General features: G+C 74.0%; 20 protein-coding genes. 9 read left to right on the top strand and 11 right to left on the bottom strand.

The features are described 5' to 3' along the window. Positions 1 to 30: 30 nt before the first annotated feature. Positions 31 to 585: a YbaK/EbsC family protein gene (locus OG852_RS40365; protein WP_133915280.1), complete on the top strand. Its 555-nt coding sequence runs from the start codon at positions 31 to 33 to the stop codon at positions 583 to 585. 62 nt (positions 586 to 647) lie between these two features. Here OG852_RS40365 and OG852_RS40370 read toward each other — a convergent pair whose 3' ends face one another. Further along, positions 648 to 1,718: a cation diffusion facilitator family transporter gene (locus OG852_RS40370; RefSeq protein ID WP_133915279.1), complete on the bottom strand. Its 1,071-nt coding sequence runs from the start codon at positions 1,716 to 1,718 to the stop codon at positions 648 to 650. A gap of 61 nt (positions 1,719 to 1,779) precedes the next feature. On the opposite strand from OG852_RS40370, the gene OG852_RS40375 reads away from it, so the two are divergent. After that, positions 1,780 to 2,139: an ArsR/SmtB family transcription factor gene (locus OG852_RS40375; RefSeq protein WP_330350463.1), complete on the top strand. Its 360-nt coding sequence runs from the start codon at positions 1,780 to 1,782 to the stop codon at positions 2,137 to 2,139. A 9-nt stretch (positions 2,140 to 2,148) separates the two neighbouring features. On the opposite strand, the gene OG852_RS40380 is transcribed toward OG852_RS40375, so the two are convergent. Genes OG852_RS40380 through OG852_RS40390 form a run of 3 tightly spaced genes read right to left on the bottom strand, consistent with a single transcriptional unit; the run spans position 2,149 to position 4,790 of the window. After that, positions 2,149 to 3,360 (bottom strand): 4-hydroxybenzoate 3-monooxygenase, encoded by a 1,212-nt coding sequence (locus OG852_RS40380; RefSeq protein ID WP_330350464.1) that lies wholly within the window; start codon positions 3,358 to 3,360, stop codon positions 2,149 to 2,151. A 7-nt stretch (positions 3,361 to 3,367) separates the two neighbouring features. Further along, on the bottom strand, positions 3,368 to 4,327 hold the full coding sequence (locus OG852_RS40385; protein WP_443064606.1) for a formylglycine-generating enzyme family protein: 960 nt from the start codon (positions 4,325 to 4,327) through the stop codon (positions 3,368 to 3,370). 55 nt (positions 4,328 to 4,382) lie between these two features. Continuing rightward, entirely contained in the window at positions 4,383 to 4,790 is a 408-nt protein-coding gene (locus OG852_RS40390) for a CoA-binding protein (protein ID WP_133915277.1), read from the bottom strand. A 115-nt stretch (positions 4,791 to 4,905) separates the two neighbouring features. Here OG852_RS40390 and OG852_RS40395 point away from each other — a divergent pair, with 115 nt between their 5' ends. From OG852_RS40395 to OG852_RS40405, 3 genes are read left to right on the top strand one after another with little or no spacing between them, the layout of a single operon-like run. Beyond that, positions 4,906 to 5,619 carry a hypothetical protein gene (locus OG852_RS40395; protein WP_133915276.1) on the top strand — a complete coding sequence of 238 codons (714 nt, stop codon included), beginning with the start codon at positions 4,906 to 4,908 and terminating at the stop codon, positions 5,617 to 5,619. Further along, entirely contained in the window at positions 5,616 to 6,155 is a 540-nt protein-coding gene (locus OG852_RS40400; protein WP_133915275.1) for a SixA phosphatase family protein, read from the top strand. The genes OG852_RS40395 and OG852_RS40400 overlap by 4 nt, the downstream gene beginning before the upstream one ends. A gap of 32 nt (positions 6,156 to 6,187) precedes the next feature. Further along, complete coding sequence (locus tag OG852_RS40405) at positions 6,188 to 6,814, top strand: YigZ family protein (protein ID WP_133915274.1); 627 nt, start codon at positions 6,188 to 6,190, stop codon at positions 6,812 to 6,814. A 9-nt stretch (positions 6,815 to 6,823) separates the two neighbouring features. On the opposite strand, the gene OG852_RS40410 is transcribed toward OG852_RS40405, so the two are convergent. Continuing rightward, the gene (locus OG852_RS40410) at positions 6,824 to 7,564 is read right to left on the bottom strand and encodes a class I SAM-dependent methyltransferase (RefSeq protein ID WP_330350465.1); all 741 of its coding nucleotides are present in this window, start codon (positions 7,562 to 7,564) and stop codon (positions 6,824 to 6,826) included. A 199-nt stretch (positions 7,565 to 7,763) separates the two neighbouring features. On the opposite strand from OG852_RS40410, the gene OG852_RS40415 reads away from it, so the two are divergent. Further along, the gene (locus OG852_RS40415; protein WP_133915272.1) at positions 7,764 to 8,927 is read left to right on the top strand and encodes an exonuclease SbcCD subunit D; all 1,164 of its coding nucleotides are present in this window, start codon (positions 7,764 to 7,766) and stop codon (positions 8,925 to 8,927) included. Next, entirely contained in the window at positions 8,924 to 12,373 is a 3,450-nt protein-coding gene (locus OG852_RS40420; protein WP_330350466.1) for an AAA family ATPase, read from the top strand. Before OG852_RS40415 ends, OG852_RS40420 begins: the two co-directional genes overlap by 4 nt. Here OG852_RS40420 and OG852_RS40425 read toward each other — a convergent pair. Next, a complete protein-coding gene (locus OG852_RS40425) occupies positions 12,334 to 12,780 on the bottom strand; it encodes an Lrp/AsnC family transcriptional regulator (RefSeq protein ID WP_330350467.1) in 447 nt (148 codons plus the stop codon). The two genes, OG852_RS40420 and OG852_RS40425, sit on opposite strands and share 40 nt — an antisense overlap. Before the next feature lie 94 nt (positions 12,781 to 12,874). Here OG852_RS40425 and OG852_RS40430 point away from each other — a divergent pair, with 94 nt between their 5' ends. Further along, complete coding sequence (locus OG852_RS40430) at positions 12,875 to 13,351, top strand: rhodanese-like domain-containing protein (RefSeq protein ID WP_330350468.1); 477 nt, start codon at positions 12,875 to 12,877, stop codon at positions 13,349 to 13,351. Positions 13,352 to 13,366: 15 nt separating this feature from the next. Here OG852_RS40430 and OG852_RS40435 read toward each other — a convergent pair whose 3' ends face one another. The 3 genes from OG852_RS40435 to OG852_RS40445 all read right to left on the bottom strand — a co-directional run bounded on the left by OG852_RS40435 (position 13,367) and on the right by OG852_RS40445 (position 16,561). After that, on the bottom strand, positions 13,367 to 14,170 hold the full coding sequence (locus tag OG852_RS40435; RefSeq protein WP_330350469.1) for an ATP-grasp domain-containing protein: 804 nt from the start codon (positions 14,168 to 14,170) through the stop codon (positions 13,367 to 13,369). Between the two features lie 72 nt (positions 14,171 to 14,242). Next, entirely contained in the window at positions 14,243 to 15,946 is a 1,704-nt protein-coding gene (locus tag OG852_RS40440) for a DUF885 domain-containing protein (RefSeq protein WP_133915267.1), read from the bottom strand. Between the two features lie 111 nt (positions 15,947 to 16,057). After that, complete coding sequence (locus OG852_RS40445; RefSeq protein WP_330350470.1) at positions 16,058 to 16,561, bottom strand: Lrp/AsnC family transcriptional regulator; 504 nt, start codon at positions 16,559 to 16,561, stop codon at positions 16,058 to 16,060. 60 nt (positions 16,562 to 16,621) lie between these two features. On the opposite strand from OG852_RS40445, the gene OG852_RS40450 reads away from it, so the two are divergent. Continuing rightward, a complete protein-coding gene (locus OG852_RS40450; RefSeq protein ID WP_330350471.1) occupies positions 16,622 to 17,896 on the top strand; it encodes a trans-sulfuration enzyme family protein in 1,275 nt (424 codons plus the stop codon). Here OG852_RS40450 and OG852_RS40455 read toward each other — a convergent pair. Continuing rightward, complete coding sequence (locus tag OG852_RS40455; RefSeq protein WP_133915264.1) at positions 17,826 to 19,091, bottom strand: GNAT family N-acetyltransferase; 1,266 nt, start codon at positions 19,089 to 19,091, stop codon at positions 17,826 to 17,828. The genes OG852_RS40450 and OG852_RS40455 overlap by 71 nt on opposite strands. 133 nt (positions 19,092 to 19,224) lie before the next feature. Continuing rightward, on the bottom strand, positions 19,225 to 20,811 hold the full coding sequence (locus OG852_RS40460) for an alkaline phosphatase D family protein (RefSeq protein WP_330350472.1): 1,587 nt from the start codon (positions 20,809 to 20,811) through the stop codon (positions 19,225 to 19,227). Positions 20,812 to 20,974: the final 163 nt, after the last annotated feature.

The following is a 20,974-nucleotide window of genomic DNA, read 5'->3' on the forward strand; positions in this document are numbered from 1 at the left end:
GGACCTGGCGCGTCTTGTTAACGTGCGGTTATGCGCGCACCCATCGGAGACTTCGACACCGCCACCCCCGCCCCGGACTGCCTGGACGAGCTGACCCGCCCGGTCGCCGACGCCGTACGCCACTGGGGCGGCAGCGTGCCCGCCGACCAGATCCTCTACGTCGAGACCGACCCGCGGTGGGCCGACACCGCGGTCTTCGTCGAGCACTACGGCCGGGACCTGCTGGAGCGGTCCGCGAACTGTGTCGTGGTCGCCGGCAAGCGCGGAGCGGAGACCACCCTCGCCGCGTGTGTCGTGCCGTCCACCACCCGCGTCGACGTCAACGGGGTCGTCCGCCGCCAACTGGGCGCCCGTAAGGCGTCGTTCGCCGCGATGGACACGGCGGTGGGGGAGAGCGGGATGGAGTACGGCGGGATCACCCCGATCGGGCTCCCCGCCGCCTGGCCGGTCCTGGTGGACTCCGCCGTCGTCGACCTGCCGTGGGTCCTGGTGGGCAGCGGCCGCCGCCGCGGCAAGCTCCTCGTCCCGGGCAAGGCCTTCAGCGGACTGCCGGGCGCGGTGGTACTGGAGGGGCTGGGAACCTGACGGCGGCGGTCCTCCGCCGTGGGGTTCCCGGCCGTCCGCCGAGCGGCCGAGACCGACGCCGCTCAGACCGCCGTGTGGTGGGCCAGTGCCCGATGGGGATCGGTTTCGCCCGGTACCGGTGCCGGGTCCGCGTGGACCAGGGCCGCGGTGAGGCGGGGGACGGCGTGCAGCAGGGCGTGTTCCGCGTGGACGGCGATCGTGTGCGCCTGACGTACCGTCGCCTCGCCGTCAACGACGACCGCCACCTCCGCCCGCAGCCGGTGCCCGATCCAGCGCAGCCGCAACTCGCCCACTCCGCGCACCCCTTCGACCGCCAGCAGGGTCCGCTCGGCCCGGTCGACCAGCGCCGGGTCGACGGCGTCCAGCACCCGCCGGAACACCTCCCGCGCCGCGTCCCGCAGCACCAGCGCGATCGCCGCCGTGATCGCGAGCCCCACCACCGGGTCGGCGAGCCGCCACCCCAGCGCCGAGCCGCCCGCGCCGAGCAGCACGGCCAGGGAGGTGAATCCGTCGGTGCGCGCGTGCAGCCCGTCCGCGACCAGCGCCGCCGAGCCGATCGAGCGGCCGACGCGGATGCGGTACCGGGCCACCCCCTCGTTCCCCGCGAAGCCGACCAGCGCGGCCACCGCGACCGCGCCGACATGCTCGATCGGCCGGGGGTCGAGCAGCCGCTCGATCGCCGTCCATCCGGCGAAGGCCGCCGACGCGGCGATGGTCAGCACGATCGCGAGACCCGCCAGGTCCTCCGCACGGCCGTAGCCGTACGTGAAGCGGCGGGTGGCGGCACGCCGGCCCACCACGAAGGCGATGCCCAGCGGTACGGCGGTCAGCGCGTCCGCGGCGTTGTGCACCGTGTCGCCGAGCAGCGCCACCGACCCCGAGACCGCCACCACGACCGCCTGGGCGACCGCCGTGAAGCCCAGCACCGCCAGCGAGACCCACAGCGCGCGCATGCCCCGGGCCGAGGACTCCAGGGCCCCGTCGAGCTTGTCGGCGGTCTCGTGCGAGTGGGGCGTGAGGAGATGGGAGAGCCGGTGGCGGAGGCGGGACGCCGCGGGGGAGTGGTGCGGGTGCGGGTGCTCGTGCGCGTGTCCGTGGTGATGCTCGTGCCCGTGGTCGTGCTGCTCGCTCACGTCGGTCCCTTCCGCTGCGCCGGGGGTGGACGCGCTCCACCCACCTCGCCATTATGTGCGTATGAGCGCACGCATGCACCTATCACCTGCATACCATGCGCATCCGCGCACCCCCGGCGAGGAACAGCTCGCGCTCGCCGCCGAACTGCTCGCCCTGCTCGGCGACCGCACCCGGCTCGCCCTGCTGCACGCCCTGACCTCGGGCGAGGCCGACGTGACCACGCTGACGGAGGTGTGCGGGGCGGCCCGGCCGGCGGTCAGCCAGCATCTGGCCCGGCTACGGCTGTCCGGTCTCGTGCACACCCGTAAGGAGGGCCGCCGGGTGATCTACTCGCTCTCCGACGGCCATCTGCGCCGCCTGGTCGACGAGGCGCTGAACGTGGCCGACCACCGCCTCGGCGACAAGCCGGTGCACGACTGACAGCGGCGCTCAGTAGTGCTCGGCGGTCCCGAGGTACTGCTCGGCGAAGGCCGCGGCGGCCACCGGCGAGGTGAACAGCCGCCGCAACCGGGCGAACGTCGTGCCCGCCCGGAACGGGTCCTCGGCGGCCGTCCCGTGGTAGACCTCCGACAGCCACTGGGAGAACTCCTGGTAGTCCCACACCCGCCGCAGACACGCCTCCGAGTAGCCGTCGAGACCGTCCCCGTCCCCGCCGTCGAGATACGCCACCAGCGCGTCGCCCAGCAGGAACGCGTCGTGCAACGCGAGGTTCATGCCCTTCGCGGCGATCGGCGCGACCAGGTGGGCCGCGTCACCGGCCAGGAAGAGCCGCCCGTACGTCATCGGCTCGACCACGTAGTCGTGCATGTCGAGCACCCGCTTCTCGACCAGCGGGCCCTCGGTGAGCGGCTGCGCGTCGGTGCCGCCCGCGAGCCGCGCGTGCAGCTCGGACCAGATCCGCTCGTCGGGCCAGTTCTGCGGGTCGTCACCCGGCGGGCACTGGAGGTAGTAGCGGGTGACCTCGGGGCTGCGGGCCATGTGCCCGGCGAACCCGTTCTGGTGCACCCCGAACAGCACGCAGTCGGAGGACGGCGGCGCCTCGGCGAGCAGCGCCAGCCAGCCGATGCCGTAGTCGTGGCGGGCGATCCGCGCGTGCCCCGCCGGCATCGCGGCCCTGCTGACCCCGCGCGCCCCGTCGGCGCCGACCACGAAGTCACAGGCGAACATCCGCCGTTCACCGCTCTCCTCGCAGGTGTACGACACGGAAGGGTGCCCGGTGTCCAGGTCGTGCAGCGTGACGTCCCGCACCGAGAACCGGGCGTCCCCGCCCCGTACGTCGACGTACTCGCGGACCAGGTCGGTCACCAGCAACGGCTGCGGATACACCCAGTGGTGGCGACCCGTCAGATCGCCGTAGGAGAACCGGTACCGCTCGCCGCCGAAGCGGAACTCGCAGGCGGTGTGGCGCTGGGCGCGCGCCAGCAGGTAGTCGGCCAGGCCCCGTCGGCGCAGACCGTCGACGGCCCACTCCTCGATGACGCCGGCCCGCGGCCGCCGCTCGATGAACGCACGGCTCTCCGTCTCCAGGACGACGCAGTCGACGGACGCGGCCCGCAGGATGTTCCCGACCGTGAGCCCCGCGGGGCCCGCGCCGACGATGACGACCTGAGTGCGCTGGAAGGAAGGGGAGTTGGTGGTCACCCCGCCATTATCGGCCGGGGCCGGCCGCGCCGTTGACGTCCTGGACGCAGCGGAAACCCGCGTGTCCGCTGGAGCTGTCAGGGGTGTTGGCGCTGCGGGCGGCCACGCGGTAGCGGTTGCAGTAGGAGGCGTGGCACAGGTGCGAGCCGCCCCGGATCACCTTCTCCGCGCTGTGCGAGGACCAGGCGTCGGCACACCACTCCCAGACGTTTCCCGACACGTTGTACAGCCCGAATCCGTTCGGCGCGAACGCGTCGACGGGGGCGGTCGCGCGATATCCGTCGGCCGCGGTGTTCCTCGTCGGGAAGGTGCCCCGCCAGATGTTGCAGCGGAACTCCCCGCCGGGATCCAGCTCGTCGCCCCACGGGTACCGTTTCCGCTCCAGACCGCCCCGGGCCGCGTACTCCCACTCCGCCTCGGTGGGCAGCCGCCCGCCCGCCCAGGCGGCGTAGGCGCCCGCGTCGAACCACGACACGTGCACCACCGGATGGTCTCCCCGCCCCTCCAGGGAGCTGCCGGGCCCCTCCGGCCGGTTCCAGGCCGCCCCGGGGACCGCGCACCACCAGGGGGTCCGCTCGGGGCGCGGCGCGTCACGGCGCAGCGCGCCCGGCAGGAACCCCGCGAACACGTACGACCAGCCGAGCCGCTCCGCGTCCGTCACATGCCCGGTGTCCGCGACGAACTCGGCGAACCGGTCGTTGTCGACGGCGTACGCGTCGATCCGGAAGGGCGCCACCCGCACGGCCCGCACGGGCCCCTCCCCGTCCGCCGGAAAGCCCTCCGAGTCCTCCGCGCCCATCAGGAACTCACCGCCGGCCAGCTCCACCATGCCGTCCACGACGGCATGGGGCGAGGGCAGGGGCTGTGGACGCGCGGGCTCGGCGGAGCCGCCGCCGGAGGGCATGCAGCAGCGGGCGGGGGCGGCGGACGTGTCCCCGTTCTCGGGCGCGGGAGCGTTCTCGGACATACGAACGCCCAGCATGCCCGGCGAACCTGTGGGCCCGAGCGGCCCCGGGCCGGCGTCAGCCGAGGCGCGGGATCTCGATCGCCGGGCAGCGGTCCATCACCATCTCCAGGCCCGCCGCGCGGGTCCGCTCATAGGCCGCCTCGTCGACGACGTCGAGCTGGAACCACACCGCCTTCGCCCCCTTGGCGACCGCCTCGTCCGCGACGGCGCCGGCGAGCTCGCTGTTGACGAAGACATCGACGACGTCCACGGGGAAGGGGATCTCCGCGAGCGAGGCGTAGCCCTGCTCCCCGTGCACCGTCTCGGCCTTCGGATGGACCGGCACGACCCGCTTGCCGTAGCGCTTCAGCACCTCGGCGACGCCGTACGCGGCTCGCCCGCGGTTCGTCGACAGCCCCACCACGGCCCAGGTGTCCCCGAGTCCGGTGAGGATCTTGCGGATCGTCGCGTCGTCGCCGTACACCGTCGGCCTCCTGTGGCATGTCGGACAGCACCCGTCGAGCCCTACAACACGCCGCGCCGGGCCCTGATTCCGCCCCCTGCCTGCGAACCGCGGGCCGCGCGCCTAGGCTCGCCTCGTGCTGCGCATCACCGACGCCCGAAACGGCGAAGCCGTCGTCGCCGCCCCCGTCCGCCGTGGTCTGACCCGGGTGCAGGCGCATGCCTCGGGGTACGGCGCGGGCTCGCTCCGTGTCCTGCTCGTCGCCGATGTGCTGGTGCGCGCGCTGGAACTCGGCGGAACGCCCGTGTGGGCGCTGCTCACCGGCGAGCGCCAGCAGGCGGAGCTGCGGGCCGGCGCCACCGCCCTCGGCATGCACCCCTTCGAGGACGGCCAGGATCTGGGCTCCGGAGTGGGCGAGGCGCAGGTCCTGCACGTGGTCGGGGAGGGCGGTCCGGAGCCCGACGGGGTGCGGATCGCCGTGGCCCCGGTGGAGGGACCGGTCCCGGCCGACCCCGCCGTGCTGCGCCTCGCGCTCCTCTCCCGGCCCCGCACCGCGCCCGTCCGTCTGGACGCGGCGGCGGTGGGCGAGGCCGGCGAGACCCTCGTACGCTGGCGGAGAGCCGTCGCCGCCTGGGCACGGCGGCCGTCGCGGCCCGTCCCGGACGAGGTGCGCGGACGTCTGCGTACCGCCTGGGAGGACGACCTGGACGTACCCGAAGTGCTGAGGGTGCTCGGGTGGGTGGCGGACGCCGGGCCGGAACTGCCGGAGGGCGCCCGCTTCGAGACGTACGCCTACGCCGACCGCCTCCTCGGCCTCGACCTCACCCGTGACCTGGGAGCCGCACCATGAGCGCACCGGACGGACCCGAGCGCAGGCTGGTGGTGCTCCGGCACGCCAAATCGGACTGGCCGGCCGGCGTCCCCGACCACGAGCGGCCCCTCGCGGCCCGCGGACGCAGGGACGCCCCGGCCGCGGGCCGCGCCCTCGCCGAGATTGGCGGAGTGCCCGACCTCGCGCTGGTCTCCACCGCCGTCCGCGCCCGCCGGACCTGGGACCTCGCCGCCGCCGAGTGGGACACCCCGCCCCCGGTCCGTCACGACCCGCGCCTGTACGCGGCCGACGTACCGGACCTGCTGGACGTCGTACGGGAGACCCCCGCCGAGGTGGGGACGCTGCTGCTCGTCGCCCACAACCCGGGCCTGGAGGAGCTGGTCCTGGAGCTGGCCGGGGACGCCGTCGGTGACGCGCTGGACCGGGTACGGCAGAAGTTCCCCACGTCGGCGATCGCGGTCCTGGCCTGGCAGGGACCGCACTGGCGCTCCCTGGGCCCGGGCAGTGCGCTGCTGACCTCGCTGCTCGTGCCCCGAGGGGAGAAGGCGGGCTGAGCGGGTCCTCGGGGAGCGCATAGGGTGGCCGGATGCAGGACGAGTACCGCACGGTCGCCCGGGAGGGCGTGCACGAGACCGAGGTCAACCGCTCCCGCTTCCTGTGCGCCCTCGCTCCGGCGGCGACCGAGCGGGAGGCCCAGGAGTTCATCGCGTCCGTGCGCAAGGAGCACGCCGACGCCACCCACAACTGCTGGGCCTACGTCATCGGCGCCGACGCCGCCGTCCAGAAGGCGAGCGACGACGGCGAACCCGGCGGCACCGCGGGCGTCCCGATGCTCCAGATGCTGCTGCGGCGTGACATGCGGTACGTCGTCGCCGTCGTCACCCGCTACTACGGCGGCGTCAAGCTCGGCGCCGGGGGCCTGATCCGGGCCTACGGCGGTGCGGTCGGCGAGGCGCTCGACGCCCTCGGCACCCTCACCCGCCGCCGCTTCCGCCTCGCCACCGTCACCGTCGACCACCAGCGCGCGGGCAAGGTCCAGAACGACCTGCGCGCCACCGGCCGCGAGGTCCGGGACGTCCGCTACGGCGAGGCCGTCACGATCGAGATCGGCCTCCCGGACGCCGACGTGGACGCCTTCCGTGCCTGGCTCGCCGACACGACGGCCGGGACGGCGCTGCTGGAGCTGGGCGGCGAGGCGTACGGGGACGCCTGACGGCTCCGCCTAGGCGGGGAGCCGGTAGACCGACACATGGGAGCGGGACTCGGCGGTGAACTCGGCCCCCGACCAGTCCGCGTGCCGGCTCTCGCGCTCGAACCCGGCCAGCTCGGCCATGAGGTCGAGCTCGGCGGGCCAGACGTAGCGGTGCGGGCTGCGCTCCAGCCGGGCCTCGCGGCCCTCCTCGGCGAACGTGAAGTGGTGCGAGACGACGTGCTGGCGCAGCACGTCGTAGGTGTCCAGGCCGATGTACCCGGGCTCGGAGCGCCACACCGTCGCCGGCGTCCCCGGCGGCAGCCTGCGCAGTTCGGGCACCCACAGCTCGATCACGAACCGCCCGCCGGGCGCCAGATGCCGGGCGGCGTTGCGGAAGCACGCGACCTGCTCTTCTTGCGTGAGCAGGTTGGAGATCGTGTTGAAGACCAGATAGACGAGCGCGTACGTGCCCGGCGCCCGGGCTGTCGCCATGTCGCCGACGATCACGGGGATCGATGTTTCGTCCGCCTTCGTCCGCAACTGCTCGATCATCGGGCGGGACAGCTCGATGCCGGTCACCGGCACCCCGCGCGCGGCGAGCGGGACGGCCACCCGCCCGGTGCCGATCGCGAACTCCAGCGCCGCCCCGCCGTCCGCGAGCGCGGCCAGCCGGTCCACGGCCGGCCCGAGCACCTCGGGCGCGAACATCCCGGTGCCGGGGGTGTCGTAGCGGCGTGCGGTGTCCGCGTCCCAGATCTGCTCCTGATCCATTCCCCCAACGATCGCCAGGGGCAGGGGAGTTGTCCAACGGTTTTGCCGTCGGTCGCGCCATGACCGAGGCAGAGTCGGAATGTTTATGGCGATTCACTGTCGTATACGGACAAAAGAGTGCTGTGGGTGAGGGGTCGGGTGCCGAAGGCGTTAGCGTGGTCGGTGTTCACGGTCGGTTTCTGTACGTCGGAGCGGTTTCTTGAGAGTGCTGCACACGTCCGACTGGCATCTCGGCCGGTCGTTCCACCGCGTGAACATGCTGGAGGCCCAGTCCGCGTTCATCGGCAGCCTCGTCGCGACCGTGCGGGAACGCGCGGTCGACGCGGTGGTCGTGTCGGGGGACGTCTACGACCGCGCGGTGCCGCCGCTCGCCGCCGTCGAGCTCTTCGACGACGCCCTGCACCGTCTCGCCGACCTCGGGGTGCCGACGGTGATGATCTCCGGCAACCACGACTCGGCCCGCCGGCTCGGCGTCGGCGCCGGGCTGATCGGGCGGGCCGGCATCCATCTGCGCACCGCCCCCGCCGCGGCCGGCACCCCCGTCATGCTCGCCGACGCCCACGGAGACGTCGCCTTCTACGGTCTGCCCTACCTCGAACCCGCCCTGGTGAAGGACGAGTTCGCCGTGGAGAAGGCCGGCCACGAGTCCGTCCTCGCCGCCGCCATGGACCGGGTCCGCGCCGACCTCGCCACCCGAGCGCCGGGCACCCGGTCCGTCGTCCTCGCCCATGCCTTCGTCACCGGCGGCGAACCGAGCGACAGCGAACGGGACATCACCGTCGGCGGGGTCGCCTCCGTCCCCGCCGGTGTCTTCGACGGCGTCGACTACGTGGCGCTGGGCCATCTGCACGGCTGCCAGACCCTCACCGAGCGCGTCCGCTACTCCGGCTCCCCGCTGCCGTACTCCTTCTCCGAGACCGACCACCGCAAGACCATGTGGCTGGTGGACCTCGACGCGGACGGCGCCGTCACCGCGGAGCGGATCGACTGCCCGGTGCCGCGCGCACTGGCCCGGATCTCCGGCACCCTGGAGGAGCTGCTCGCCGACCCCGCGCTCACCCGGCACGAGGACGCCTGGGTCGAGGCGACCCTCACCGACGCCGTCCGCCCCGCCGAACCCATGGCCCGGCTCACCGCGCGCTTCCCGCACACCCTCAGCCTCGTCTTCGCCCCCGAGCGGGCCCCGGACGACCCGGACGTGTCGTACGCCCGGCGCCTCTCCGGCCGCAGCGACCAGGAGATCGCCGAGGACTTCGTCGCCCATGTGCGCGGGGCCGGACCCGACGCCCGTGAACGGGATGTGCTGCGGGACGCCTTCGACGCGGTCCGCGCGGACGACGTGGTGCGGGAGGTGGCGCGGTGAGGCTGCACTGGCTCGACCTGACCGCCTTCGGCCCCTTCGGCGGCGCCCAGAGCGTCGACTTCGACGACCTGTCCGCCGCCGGGCTCTTCCTGCTGCACGGGCCGACCGGCGCGGGCAAGACCTCCGTCCTCGACGCCGTCTGCTACGCGCTCTACGGCTCCGTCCCGGGCGCCCGCCAGACCGTCCAGGGGCAGGGACTCACCCTGCGCAGCGACCACGCGGCCCCCGGCGTCCGCACCGAGGTCACCCTGGAACTCACCGTCGCCGGACGCCGGTTGGAGATCACCCGGCAGCCACCCCACGAGCGGGCCAAGAAACGCGGCACGGGCACGACCGTCGAGAAGGCCCAGACCTGGCTGCGCGAGTACGACCCCGTCGGCGCCGTCTGGAAGGACCTCAGCCGCTCCCACCAGGAGATCGGCGAGGAGATCACCCAGCTCCTCGGCATGAGCCGGGAGCAGTTCTGCCAGGTCGTGCTGTTGCCCCAGGGCGACTTCGCGCGGTTCCTGCGCGCCGACGCCGAGGCACGCGGCCGGCTGCTGGGCCGGCTCTTCGACACCCGGCGGTTCGCCGACGTGGAGAAGCGGCTCGCCGAGCGACGCAGGGAGGCGGAGGCCCGCGTACGGGAGGGCGACGCCGAGCTGGTCGCCGACGCCCACCGCATGCAGCAGGCCGCCGGGGACGCGATGGAGCTGCCCGAGCTGCAACCGGGCGAGCCGGGCCTCGCCGAGGCGGTCGCCGGCGCCGCCGCCGTGGCCCGCAGCACCGCCCGTGAGCAGCTGACGATCGCCCGCTGCGGGCTCGCCGCCGCCGAGTCCGCCCAGGCGAGCGCCGAGCGCGCGCTGACCGACGCACGGGAACTCGCCCGTCTGCAGCGGCGTTTCGCCGAGGCACGGGAACGTGCCGAGCGGCTGGAGGAGCGCGCCGGGGCCCACCGCGAGGACCAGGTGCGCATGGAGCGGTCCCGCAAGGCCGAGGCGGTCGCCCCCGCCCTGGAACTGCGCGAGGCCGCCGAGACGGAACACCGGGCGGCGGCCCGGGCGGAGGCCCACGCGCGTGCGCTGCTGCGCACGGCCGTCGTCGATCACGCCGGCCACGAGGGCGGACTCGACGGCGGAGACGGCGGCGGGCGTGACGGTGGAGGCAGTGGCGGGCGCGATGCCGGACACGGCGGCGGGCTCGACCGCGGGCACAGCGGCGGGCGCGACGGCGGGCATAGCGACGGCGGGCGCGACGGCGGGCATAGCGGCGGCGGTCGTGACGGTGGAGGCAGTGGCGGGCGCGATGCCGGACACGGCGGCGGGCTCGACGGCGGGCACAGCGGCGGGCTCGACGGCGGGCACAGCGGCGGGCGTGACGGCGGAAGCAGTGCCGGACGCGAGGCCGGAGGCAGTGTCGGGCTCGCGGAGGCGAGTGGTGTCGGGCTCGCGGAGGCGAGTGGTGCCGGGCTCGCGGAGGCGAGTGGTGCCGGGCTCGCGGAGGCGAGTGGTGCCGGGCTCGCGGAAGCGAGTGGTGCCGGGCTCGCCGCCGCCGCGCGTCGCGCGGCCGAGGAGCTCGGGGGTCTGGAGTCGGCCCGGCGGGCCGAGCGGCGGCTGGCCGACCTCCTCGCGGAGCGCACCGGGCTGGACCGGCAGGAGCGGGCCGACGCGGACGTCCTCCAGGAGGCGGAGTCCTGGCTGGCCGGCTGGGAGGAGACCCGTACCGGCCTCCTCGGCGCCGTCGAGTCCGCCCAGGAGGCCGCCACCCGCGCCGAACGGCTCGCGGTGCAGCGGGAACCCGCCCGTGAGCGGCTCGCCGCCGCCCGCCGGAGGGACCGGCTCGTCCGGGACGCGGACGACGCCCGTCGGCACCTGCTCACCGCCACCGAACACGCCCAGCGGGCCCGCGCCGCGTGGCTGGACGTCAAGGAGCGGCGGCTGAACGGCATCGCCGCCGAACTCGCCGCGCGGCTCTCCGCCGGCGAACCCTGCGCGGTCTGCGGCGCCGTCGACCACCCGGCACCCGCGCGCAAGGACGCCGGGCACGTCGGCCGGGAGACCGAGGAACAGGCGCTGGCCGTGTTCCAGCGGGCCGACGAGGAGCGCGCCGAGGCCGCACAGCGGCTGAGCCTCGTCGAGCGGGAGCTGGCCACCGCCGCGGGCGAGGCCGGTGACTCCTCCACCGAGGAACTCGCCGCGGTGGCCGACACGTTGGAGCGGGAGTACACCCGGGCCCGGAGCGGCGCCTCGACGCTGCACACCGCGCACGAGCGGCTGCGCCAGGCCGAGCAGGAACGCGACCGGCGCGTCTCCGCCCAGCAGGAGGCCGCCGTGCGCTCCGCCTCCCGGGTCGCGCGACGGGACGCCCTCGACCGCGAACGGGCCACCCTGGAAGCGGAGTTGGCGCAGGCGCGGGGCACGGCCGACAGTGTGGCCGACCGGGCCGCCCAGTTGGAGCGGCGGGTCGCGCTGCTCACCGACGCCGCGGACGCCGCGCGGGCCGCCGAGGACACCGCGCAGCGGCTCAAGGACGCCGACGCCCGGCTCGCCGACGCCGCGTTCCGGGCCGGTTTCGACACCCCGCAGGCCGCCGCCGACGCCCTCCTCGACCCCGCAGCCCACCGTGAGCTCCAACGGCGCCTGGACGCACGGCAGTCGGAGGAGGCCACGGTGCGCGCGGTGCTCGCCGAGGCCGACACCGCGGCCGCCGCCCAGCAGCCGCCCGCCGACCTCGCGACGGCCCAGGACACGGCGGCCCTCGCCGCCCGGCGCCTGCGCGACGCCGCCTCCGCACGCGACGCGGCCGCACGGCGCTGCACGGAACTCGACCGGCTCTCCGCCCGCACCGCCGAGGGCGTACGGCGGCTCGCGCCCCTGCGCGAGGAGTACGACCGGGTGGCCCGCATGGCCGGTCTGACCGCCGGCACCTCGGCCGACAACGAGCGCAAGATGCGCCTGGAGGCGTACGTCCTCGCGGCCCGCCTGGAACAGGTGGCCGCCGCCGCGACCGCCCGTCTGCAGCGGATGTCGGCCGGGCGCTACACCCTCGTCCACTCCGACGACCGGGCCGGACGCGGCCGCAGCGGGCTCGGGCTGCGTGTCGTCGACGCCTGGACCGGCCGGGAGCGGGACACCGCCACGCTCTCCGGCGGCGAGACCTTCTTCGCCTCCCTCGCCCTCGCGCTGGGCCTCGCCGACGTGGTGACCGACGAGGCGGGCGGGGTGCGGCTCGACACCCTCTTCATCGACGAGGGCTTCGGCAGCCTCGACGACCAGACCCTCGACGAGGTCCTCGACGTCCTGGACTCCCTGCGCGAACGCGACCGCAGCGTCGGCATCGTCAGCCATGTCGCCGACCTGCGCCGGCGCGTCCACGCCCAGCTCGAGGTGGTGAAGGGACGATCCGGTTCGGTGGTGCGCCAGCGGGGCTACCGGCCGAGCGGGCGCCGGGGGAGCGGGGAGGAGTAGACGACGCTGGTCGTGACCGACCCGAGCGCGCCGATCTTCCCCGACACCTCCTCCAGATGCCGCATCGAACGGGCGGTGACCTTGATGACGAAGCAGTCGTCGCCCGTGACGTGGTGCGCCTCCAGGATCTCGGGCGTCACGGCCACCAGGTCGTGGAACGGCTTGTAGTTGCCGTTGGGGTAGCGCAGCCGGACGAACGCCAGGATCGGCAGCCCCAGCCGCTCCGGGTCCACGACGGCCGCGTACCCCTGGATCACCCCCGCCTCCTCCAGCCGCCGCACCCGCTCGGTGACGGCGCTGGGCGACATGGCGACGGCCCGCGCCAGCTCGGCGTAGCTGGCCCGGCCGTCCCGCTGGAGGACCTCGAGGATGCGCCAGTCGGTGGCGTCCGGGGAATACGCGGTCATGTCCGATGAATAGCAGGGGAATCCCGGGCGGAGCAAGGGAAGTCCCGGGGATCCCCACTTCAGCGGGGCGGTCCGGAGCCGTAGATTTCCGGTCATGACGACCGACACCGTGAACCCCGTCCTCCGCGTCGCCCCCGCCACCCCGGCCGAGGCCGCCGCCCACTTCCGCGCCTCGCTCGCCTTCCACGCCGACGTCTCCGACGTGGCCGCCGCGCTCGCCGCCGGCGGTGACCCCGGGTTCGTCGTCCTGGACTCCCGCTCCACCGAGGCCTGGGACCAGGGCCACATCCCCGGCGCCGTGCACCTGCCGACCGCTCTCATCCCCGAACAGGCCGAGCGGCTCCTCGACAGGAACGTGCCGGTCGTGACGTACTGCTGGGGGCCCGGCTGCAACGGCGCCACCCGCGCCGCCCTCGCGCTCGCCGAACGCGGCTACCGCGTCAAGGAGATGCTCGGCGGCTTCGAGTACTGGGCCCGCGAGGGCTTCGCCTACGAGACCTGGCAGGGCCGCGAGGAGCGCGACGCCGACCCGCTCACGGCACCGGTGGACGCGGCGAACTGCGGCTGCTGACCGCCGACTCGGCGCTCAGTCGCGTACGACGTCCGGGACCGGCCGCAGGAAACCGCGGTCCGGCGTCTCGAACTCCGCCTCGGGGCGGGCCGCCCGCAGGACCACGTCCAGTGCGGCGTCCGCGTCGCACGCGTAATGCCCGCTGGCCCAGGCGGCGTTGGCCTCCACGACCGCCCAGCCCGACCCGTCGATCAGGCCCACGTCCACCACGATCGCGCTCGGCAGCCCCGTCCCCGCGGCCGCTGTCATCCGCCCGGCGAAGTCCAGCACCTCGGCGCGGCGCGGGTCCTTGGCCAGCGGGGCGACGTCCAGGGCGCCCCGGGTCGCGTACCGGCTGCCCGTGCGCACCTCGCCGTCCAGCAGGAACAGCCGGTACTCCACGGCGAACGCGACGATGTCGCTGACCAGGACCGGTTCCGTGCCGTCGACCGCGTCCGCCCCGGGCAGTCCACTGCCGTCCGGGTAGACCCGGGCCGGGAAGCTCTTGTCGTTCGGCGGCTTGACGAACGCCGGTCGCCGCAGCGTCCACGCCTCGGCGATCGTGGTGAACTCCACGTCCCGCAGGGTGAGTTCGTACGGCAGCCGGGCCAGCCAGTCCGTCGGTGCCTCCAGCAGCCCGACGCCCAGCTCCCGCGCGACCGCGTCCGCGAACAGCGGACCGGCGTACAGCGAGGCATCCGGGGCGCCCCGGTACCGCTCCGGCACCCGCCAGTCCCGCAGCGTCTCCACGTGCGCCCCGCGTCGCCGTGCCGCGTCCGCGAGGGCGTGGCCGGTGGCGGTGACGCGCGGGGAGAGGAAAAGGGTCCGGGTGATCGTCATGGGAGACGAGGGTGGCGTACGGGCGGGCCCCGGGGACAGCGAATTTCCCGGGGCCCGCTCCCGTCCGCCGGGTCAGAGGCGCGCCAGCTCGTCCACCAGGTCGTCCAGCCCCAACGACCCCTGGGAGAGGGCCGCCATGTGCCAGGACTTGAGGTCGAAGGCCTCGCCCCGGCGTTCGCGCGCCTTCTCCCGGCCCAGCAGCCACGCCCGCTCACCGAGCTTGTAGCCGATCGCCTGGCCCGGGATGGTCAGATAGCGGGTCAGCTCGCTCTCCACGAAGTCCGCCGGCCGGCTGCTGTGCGCCCCGAAGAACTCCTGCGCCAGCTCGGGCGTCCAGCGCTCGCCCGGGTGGAACGGCGAATCCGCCGGGATCTCCAGCTCCAGGTGCATACCGATGTCCACGATGACCCGCACCGCCCGCATCATCTGCGCGTCCAGATAGCCGAGCCGGTGCTCGGGGTCGGTGAGGAAGCCCAGCTCGTCCATCAGGCGCTCCGCGTACAGCGCCCAGCCCTCGGCGTTGGCGCTGACCATGCCGACGACGGCCTGGTACCGGGAGAGGTCGGCGGCGACGTGCGCCCACTGCGCGAGCTGGAGGTGATGGCCGGGGACGCCCTCGTGGTACCAGGTGGAGACCAGGTCGTACACCGGGAAGCGGGTCTGGCCCATCGTCGGCAGCCAGGTGCGGCCCGGCCGTGCGAAGTCCTCCGACGGGGGCGTGTAGTAGGGGGCGGCGGCGCTGCCGGCCGGGGCGATCCGCGACTCCACCCGCCGTACCCGGTCGGCGAGTTCGAAGTGGGTGCCGTCCAGCGCCTCGATCGCCTGGTCCATCAGGCCCTGCAGCCAGTCGCGGACCTCGTCGACGCCCTCGATGTGCTTGCCGTGCTCGTCGAGGTGAGCGAGGGCCACCCAGGGCGTGGCCGCGCCCGGCAGGATCCGCTCGGCCTCCTTCTTCATCTCGCCGAGGAGCCGGTGGTACTCCGCCCAGCCGTAGGCGTACGCCTCGTCCAGATCGAGGTCGGTGCCGTTGTAGTAGCGCGACCAGCGCGCGTACCGCTCGCGGCCGACCGTGTTCGGCGCGCCCTCCACGGCCGGCGCGTACACGTCGCGCATCCAGTCCCGCAGCTCCACGACCGCCGCCGTCGCGGTACGGGACGCCTCGTCCAGCTCGGCGCGCAGCGCGTCCGGCAGCGACTCGGTTCCGGTGGCGACGAAATCCTCGAACCAGCCGCGGCCGGCGCCGTCCGTGTCCGACCACTCGGTGAGCTGGCCGATGAACGTGGCGGTCGGGCGCGGCGCCCCGTACAGCTTGCGTTCGAGGCCGAGCGCCAGGGACTCGCGGTAGCCGGCGAGGGCCGTCGGCACCGCGCGCAGCCGTTCGGCGATCGCCGTCCAGTCCTCGTCGGTCCTGTTCGGCGTCACGGCGAACACCTCGCGCACCTGGTGCGCGGGCATGCCCAGGTTGCCGACCGTCCGCAGCCCTTCCTCGGCCTCGTGCACGGCCAGTTCCGCGGTCAGCCGCTCGCGCAGGAGCCGCGCGCACCGGCGCTCGATGTCACTGTCCGCGCCCGGCCGGCGCTCCGCCTCGGCGAGCTCCGCGAGGGTGTCCCGGGCCAGCCGCGCCCGCGCCTCGAGGCCCGCGGGCGAGTAGTCGGGCAGACGGCTCGAACTCTCCGCCACTCCTAGGAAGGTGCCGGTGACCGGGTCGAGGGCGATGAGGCCGTCGACGTAGGCGTCGGCGACCGCACGGGGAAGCGGGTTGTTGGTCTGTGACATGCACACCATCCTCGTACGGAGGGAAGCGCACGTCACGGCGTTTGAGCTGTGGGCGTAGGACGGTGCCGAGGGGTTTGAGCCGGACCGCCGCGGGGTGCGGGCCGGGGCACGTCACGGTGTTCGAACCGGCCGCCCGGCGTCCTCGCCCGGCGGGAGCAGCGGTCCGCAGTCCCACTGCTGGAAGATCAGCCGGGTCTCCACCCGGGCCACCTCGTGCCGGGCGGTGAACTCGTCGAGGACCAGCCGCTGGAGGTCCGCCATGTCGGCGACCGCCACATGCACCAGGTAGTCGTCGGGACCGGTCAGATGGAAGACCGTCAGCGCCTCCGGCAGCGCCCGGATCCGCTCCACGAACGGGCCCACGAGCTCCCGCCGATGCGGTCTGACCTGCACCGACAGCAGCGCCTGCAGCCCCCGCCCGAGCTTGGCCGGATCCAGCCGCAGCTCATGCCCGAGGATCACGCCCGAGCGGCGCAGCCGCGTCACCCGGTCCAGGCACGTCGACGGCGCGACCCCGACCTGCGCCGCGAGGTCGCGGTAGGTGGTCCGGGCGTCGTTCTGCAGCAGTCGCAGGAGCTGCAGATCCACCGGGTCCAGTACGACAGATTCGGCCATCGGCCGAACGTAGCACGGTGTTCGATTCCTGTGACCCGTGCGTTGTTCACTCTGCGGTCCATGGACTCAGCCGCAGCGAGCACGCACGCGCACGCGTACGACGACGTACGTACGTCCCCGGCACCCCGGGCACTGGCCACCGAGGCCGTGCACGCCGGACGGGACGACCTGGCCCGGCAGGGCCTGCACGCCCCGCCGATCGACCTGTCCACCACCTACCCCTCCTACGACAGCCGCGCCGAGGCGGCCCGCATCGACGCCTTCGCCGCGACGGGCGCCGAGCCGGAGGGCCCGCCGGTCTACGGACGGCTGGGCAATCCCACGGTCGCCCGCTTCGAGACCGCCCTCGCCCGTCTGGAGGGCACCGGGAGCGCGGTCGCCTTCGCCAGCGGGATGGCCGCCCTGAGCGCGGTCCTGCTCGCCCGCGCCTCCCTCGGCCTGCGTCATGTCGTCGCCGTATGCCCCCTCTACGGCTGCAGCGACCACCTGCTGACCGCAGGACTGCTCGGCTCGGAGGTCACCTGGACGGACCCGGCCGGCATCGCCGACGCCCTGCGCCCCGACACCGGACTGGTGATGGTGGAGTCACCGGCCAACCCGACCCTCGCCGAAGTCGATCTGCGGGCCGTCGCCCATTCCTGCGGTTCGGTCCCGCTGCTCGCCGACAACACCTTCGCCACCCCCGTGCTCCAGCGCCCCGCCGAGCACGGCGCCCGGTTCGTCCTGCACAGCGCCACCAAGTACCTCGGCGGACACGGTGACGTCCTGGCGGGTGTGGTCGCCTGCGACGAGGAGTTCGCGGGGCTGCTGCGGCAGATACGGTTCGCCACCGGCGGGGTCCTGCACCCGCTCGCCGGCTATCTCCTGCTCCGGGGCCTGTCGACCCTCCCGGTCCGGGTCCGCGCCGCCTCCGCGACCGCCGCCGAACTGGCCCGCCGGCTCACCGCCGACCCGCGCGTGGCCCGTGTCCACTACCCGCGTCTGGGCGGCGCGATGATCGCCTTCGAGGTCCACGGCGATCCGCACGAGGTGATCGCGGCGGTCCGTCTGATCACCCCGGCGGTCAGCCTGGGCAGCGTGGACACCCTCATCCAGCACCCGGCGTCCATCAGCCACCGCATCGTCGACGCGGACGACCGCAGGGGAGCAGGTGTGAACGACCGCCTGCTGCGCCTGTCGGTGGGCCTGGAGGACACGGAGGATCTCTGGAACGACCTGGACAGCGCTCTGGGGGGCGCTTGCGCACCCCCGTCAGGGGCGACGCTCAGGCGTTCCCCGGCTCACCGGAACGGGACAACGACTCCGCCACCCCGACGGAGTCCAGCCCGGCCGTGATCACCAGGGTCCCCTCCTCGATCTGGTAGTCGAGCGGCAGCCCGAGCCCCCGCATCGCGGCCACCATCCCGGTGTTGGAGGACTGCGTCACGGCGTACACGCTGTCGCACCCGGCCTCGACGGCCATGGCGACCAGCCGATCGAGCAGTTCACGGCCGATCCCACGCCCCTGCCACTCGTCCTCGACGAGCAGCGCGACCTCCGTCTCGTCACCGTCCCACAGGAGGTGCCCCAGCCCGACGATCCGCCCGGAGGGCGTCCACACCGCGAGGGTGCGGCCGTACCGGGGGCTGAGCAGGTGGTTGAGATAGCGGTCGGCGTCCCCCACGGGCCCGTGGTACCGCATGCCGAGCGTCCGCGCCGAGCACCGCTCGTGCATCGCCCGGGCCGCCTCCAGGTCCCCGGTGTCGGCGCGGCGCACGGTGATGTCGTTGCCCTCGGGCAGCGTCAGCACGTCCTGGCCGCGGGGGATCCGCGGACCGAGCCGGGCGTCCAGCTCGACCAGGGCACGCGCGCGGGCGAACTCGGTCGGGGTGAACGGCAGATACGGCCGCTCCACGGTGATCACTCCGCCTTCCGGCGCCCGCAGGCGCATCACGGTGTCCTCCAGCACCCCTTCGACGGGCACGTCGGCCGCTGCCCGGCCGCCGCCGACGGGGGTGGCGGGCAGTGAGCGGATCGTGCACCGGCCGAGGAGCTGCCGCAGCGCCAGCGGCAGTTCCGCCGCGTCGAGGGCCGTGCGGGTGGCGAGACCGAGGACCCGGGTCGGCGCGTCCACCAGGTCGTGGGCGTCGGCCCGCTCGATCCAGGTGCGCTTGCCGCCCGCGGCGGCGACGGCGTGGGTGAGGTCGGCCGAGGCCAGCGCGGCCGGGGCGCGCAGCAGGAACTCGTCGACGGTGTCCTCGCCCAGCGGATGCGTCTGCAGGCTCAGGATGTCCACCCGGTGCCCGGCCAGCGCCGAGCACAGCGCGGCCAGGGATCCCGGGGTGTCCCTGACCGTCGTCCGCATCCGCCACAGGGTGCTCTGCGCGCCGACGGCGCCGGGCCCGGCCTGCTCCTCCGGGGAGGACGGCCGGGCACCGGTATCGCTCGTGGGCGGCGGGTCTTCGTGGCGGCGTGTCCTCCAGGCCGCCTTGCAGTACGCGGAGAGGGCGGAGAGAGCGGCGATTTTCACGTCGGACAGGTTTCGAGTCATGCAGCCACTGTGAAGGAACGGTGTTGCGTGATCACGAACTGTTTGTGACTGTCGGGTAAAGGCCGCTAATGCCTGTTTTGTTGATTCTTCAGTTAATTATTCTGTTAATTCTTATACGGTTCCTTGTCCGACGTCACTGCCCCACGCGCCCCGGCTGCAGCACCTGGGTGAACAGCACGGTGCCGTCCTGCTCGCGCAGCCGGACCGTCAGCTCCCCGCTGTCGCCGTCGATGTCGACCTCGCCGAAGAACTGGTAACCGCCCGCCGGGGACACGTTGGACGCCGTCGGGGCCTTCACGAACACCCGCTCCGGACCGAACGTGCCGTCGAGCGCGTTGGCCGGGAAGGCGCCCGCGTTGAGCGGGCCGGAGACGAACTCCCAGAACGGCTCGAAGTCGGTGAACGCGGCCCGCGAGGGCTGGTAGTGCTGGGCCGAGGTGTGGTGCACGTCGGCCGTCAGCCACACGGTGCCGGTGATCCGCCGGTGCTTGACGAACCGCAGCAGCTCGGCGATCTGCAGCTCACGGCCGAGCGGCGCGCCCGGGTCGCCCTGCGCCACGGCCTCGATGTCGGCCCGGCCCTCGGTGGTGTCCGGCACGACGAGCCCGATCGGCATGTCGGCGGCGATCACCTTCCACACCGCGCGCGAGCGGGACAGCTCGCGCTTGAGCCACTCCAGCTGCTCCCGGCCGAGGATGCCCTGCGGGTCCACCGTCTGGTCGTCGGGCGAGTTGGCGTTGCGGTACGTCCGCATGTCCAGTACGAACACGTCGAGCAGCGGTCCGTGCCGCAGCACCCGGTGGACACGGCCCTGTGTGCGGCCCGCCCGGAGCGTGGAGATCGGGAAGTACTCGCTGAACGCCCGCCGGGCCCGCGAGGCGAGGACGTCGACGCTCTTCTCGGTGTACCGGGTGTCGGAGGCGGCGATCACCTCGCCCGGGTACCAGTTGTTGCGGACCTCGTGGTCGTCCCACTGGATGACCGAGGGCACCTGGGCGTTGAACCGGCGCAGATTCTCGTCCAGCAGGTTGTAGCGGAAGTTGCCGCGGAACTCCGCGAGGGTCTCGGCCACCTTGGACTTCTCCTCGGTGACGACGTTGCGCCACAGGGAGCCGTCGGGCAGCGCCTGGGTGGCGGTGAGCGGGCCGTCGGCGTAGATGTTGTCGCCGGAGCAGACGAAGAAGTCCGGGTCGAGCCTGGCCATCGCGTCGTAGATGCGGTAGCCGCCGAGTTCCGGGTTGATGCCCCAGCCCTGGCCGGCCAGATCGCCGGACCACAGGAAGCGCACTCCGCGCCGACGGCCGGCGGGCACCGTGCGGAAGGTGCCGGTGACCGGTTCCCCGGTGCGGCGGGGGTCGTCCGGGTCGGCCGGCAGCACGCGGTAGTGGATCTGCTCGCCGGCGGGCAGGCCGTGCAGCCGCGTCGTGCCGGTGAAGTCCGTACCGGCGCCGAGCAGCGGGCCGTACCAGCGCCGGGCGTGCCGGAACGACTCGGTGGCCGCCGTCTCGACGATCATCCGTGCCGGACGGTCGGAACGCACCCACACCAGACCGGAGTCCGCGGTCACATCCCCGGCCTGCACGCCCCAGTCGGCCCGGGGGCGCCCGGACAGGGCCAGCGCCGGCGCCGCGCCGGCCGCGACGGGCAGGGTCAGGGCCGCGGACGCGGCCAGCGAACCGCGCAGGACGCTTCGGCGCCCGGGCAGGGGAAGGTGTGACACGGGAGGGCCTCCAGGGTCGGGATCCGGCCGATGTGCACCGTCACACCTACTGGGGCACCGCAGCGCACACGGAAACCCCAAGTGAACAACTGCCCGTGTCCCTCGCCGAGTCGACCCGCTCCCGCCCCGCGGGTGCTCCCCTCATCGGCCGTACGGCGTCCCC

The organism is Streptomyces sp. NBC_00582 (assembly GCF_036345155.1).
In the GTDB taxonomy this organism is placed as follows: domain Bacteria; phylum Actinomycetota; class Actinomycetes; order Streptomycetales; family Streptomycetaceae; genus Streptomyces.

Bases quoted from the DNA above. Each gene is read 5' to 3' on its own strand.
- OG852_RS40430 (WP_330350468.1), top strand. From the start codon at position 12,875: ATGACGACCGACACCGTGAACCCCGTCCTCCGCGTCGCCCCCGCCACC.
- OG852_RS40435 (WP_330350469.1), bottom strand. From the start codon at position 14,170: ATGACGATCACCCGGACCCTTTTCCTCTCCCCGCGCGTCACCGCCACC.
- OG852_RS40455 (WP_133915264.1), bottom strand. From the start codon at position 19,091: ATGACTCGAAACCTGTCCGACGTGAAAATCGCCGCTCTCTCCGCCCTC.
- OG852_RS40425 (WP_330350467.1), bottom strand. From the start codon at position 12,780: ATGACCGCGTATTCCCCGGACGCCACCGACTGGCGCATCCTCGAGGTC.
- OG852_RS40405 (WP_133915274.1), top strand. From the start codon at position 6,188: ATGCAGGACGAGTACCGCACGGTCGCCCGGGAGGGCGTGCACGAGACC.
- OG852_RS40400 (WP_133915275.1), top strand. From the start codon at position 5,616: ATGAGCGCACCGGACGGACCCGAGCGCAGGCTGGTGGTGCTCCGGCAC.
- OG852_RS40445 (WP_330350470.1), bottom strand. From the start codon at position 16,561: ATGGCCGAATCTGTCGTACTGGACCCGGTGGATCTGCAGCTCCTGCGA.
- OG852_RS40450 (WP_330350471.1), top strand. From the start codon at position 16,622: ATGGACTCAGCCGCAGCGAGCACGCACGCGCACGCGTACGACGACGTA.
- OG852_RS40410 (WP_330350465.1), bottom strand. From the start codon at position 7,564: ATGGATCAGGAGCAGATCTGGGACGCGGACACCGCACGCCGCTACGAC.
- OG852_RS40375 (WP_330350463.1), top strand. From the start codon at position 1,780: ATGAGCGCACGCATGCACCTATCACCTGCATACCATGCGCATCCGCGC.
- OG852_RS40365 (WP_133915280.1), top strand. From the start codon at position 31: ATGCGCGCACCCATCGGAGACTTCGACACCGCCACCCCCGCCCCGGAC.
- OG852_RS40385 (WP_443064606.1), bottom strand. From the start codon at position 4,327: ATGTCCGAGAACGCTCCCGCGCCCGAGAACGGGGACACGTCCGCCGCC.
- OG852_RS40440 (WP_133915267.1), bottom strand. From the start codon at position 15,946: ATGTCACAGACCAACAACCCGCTTCCCCGTGCGGTCGCCGACGCCTAC.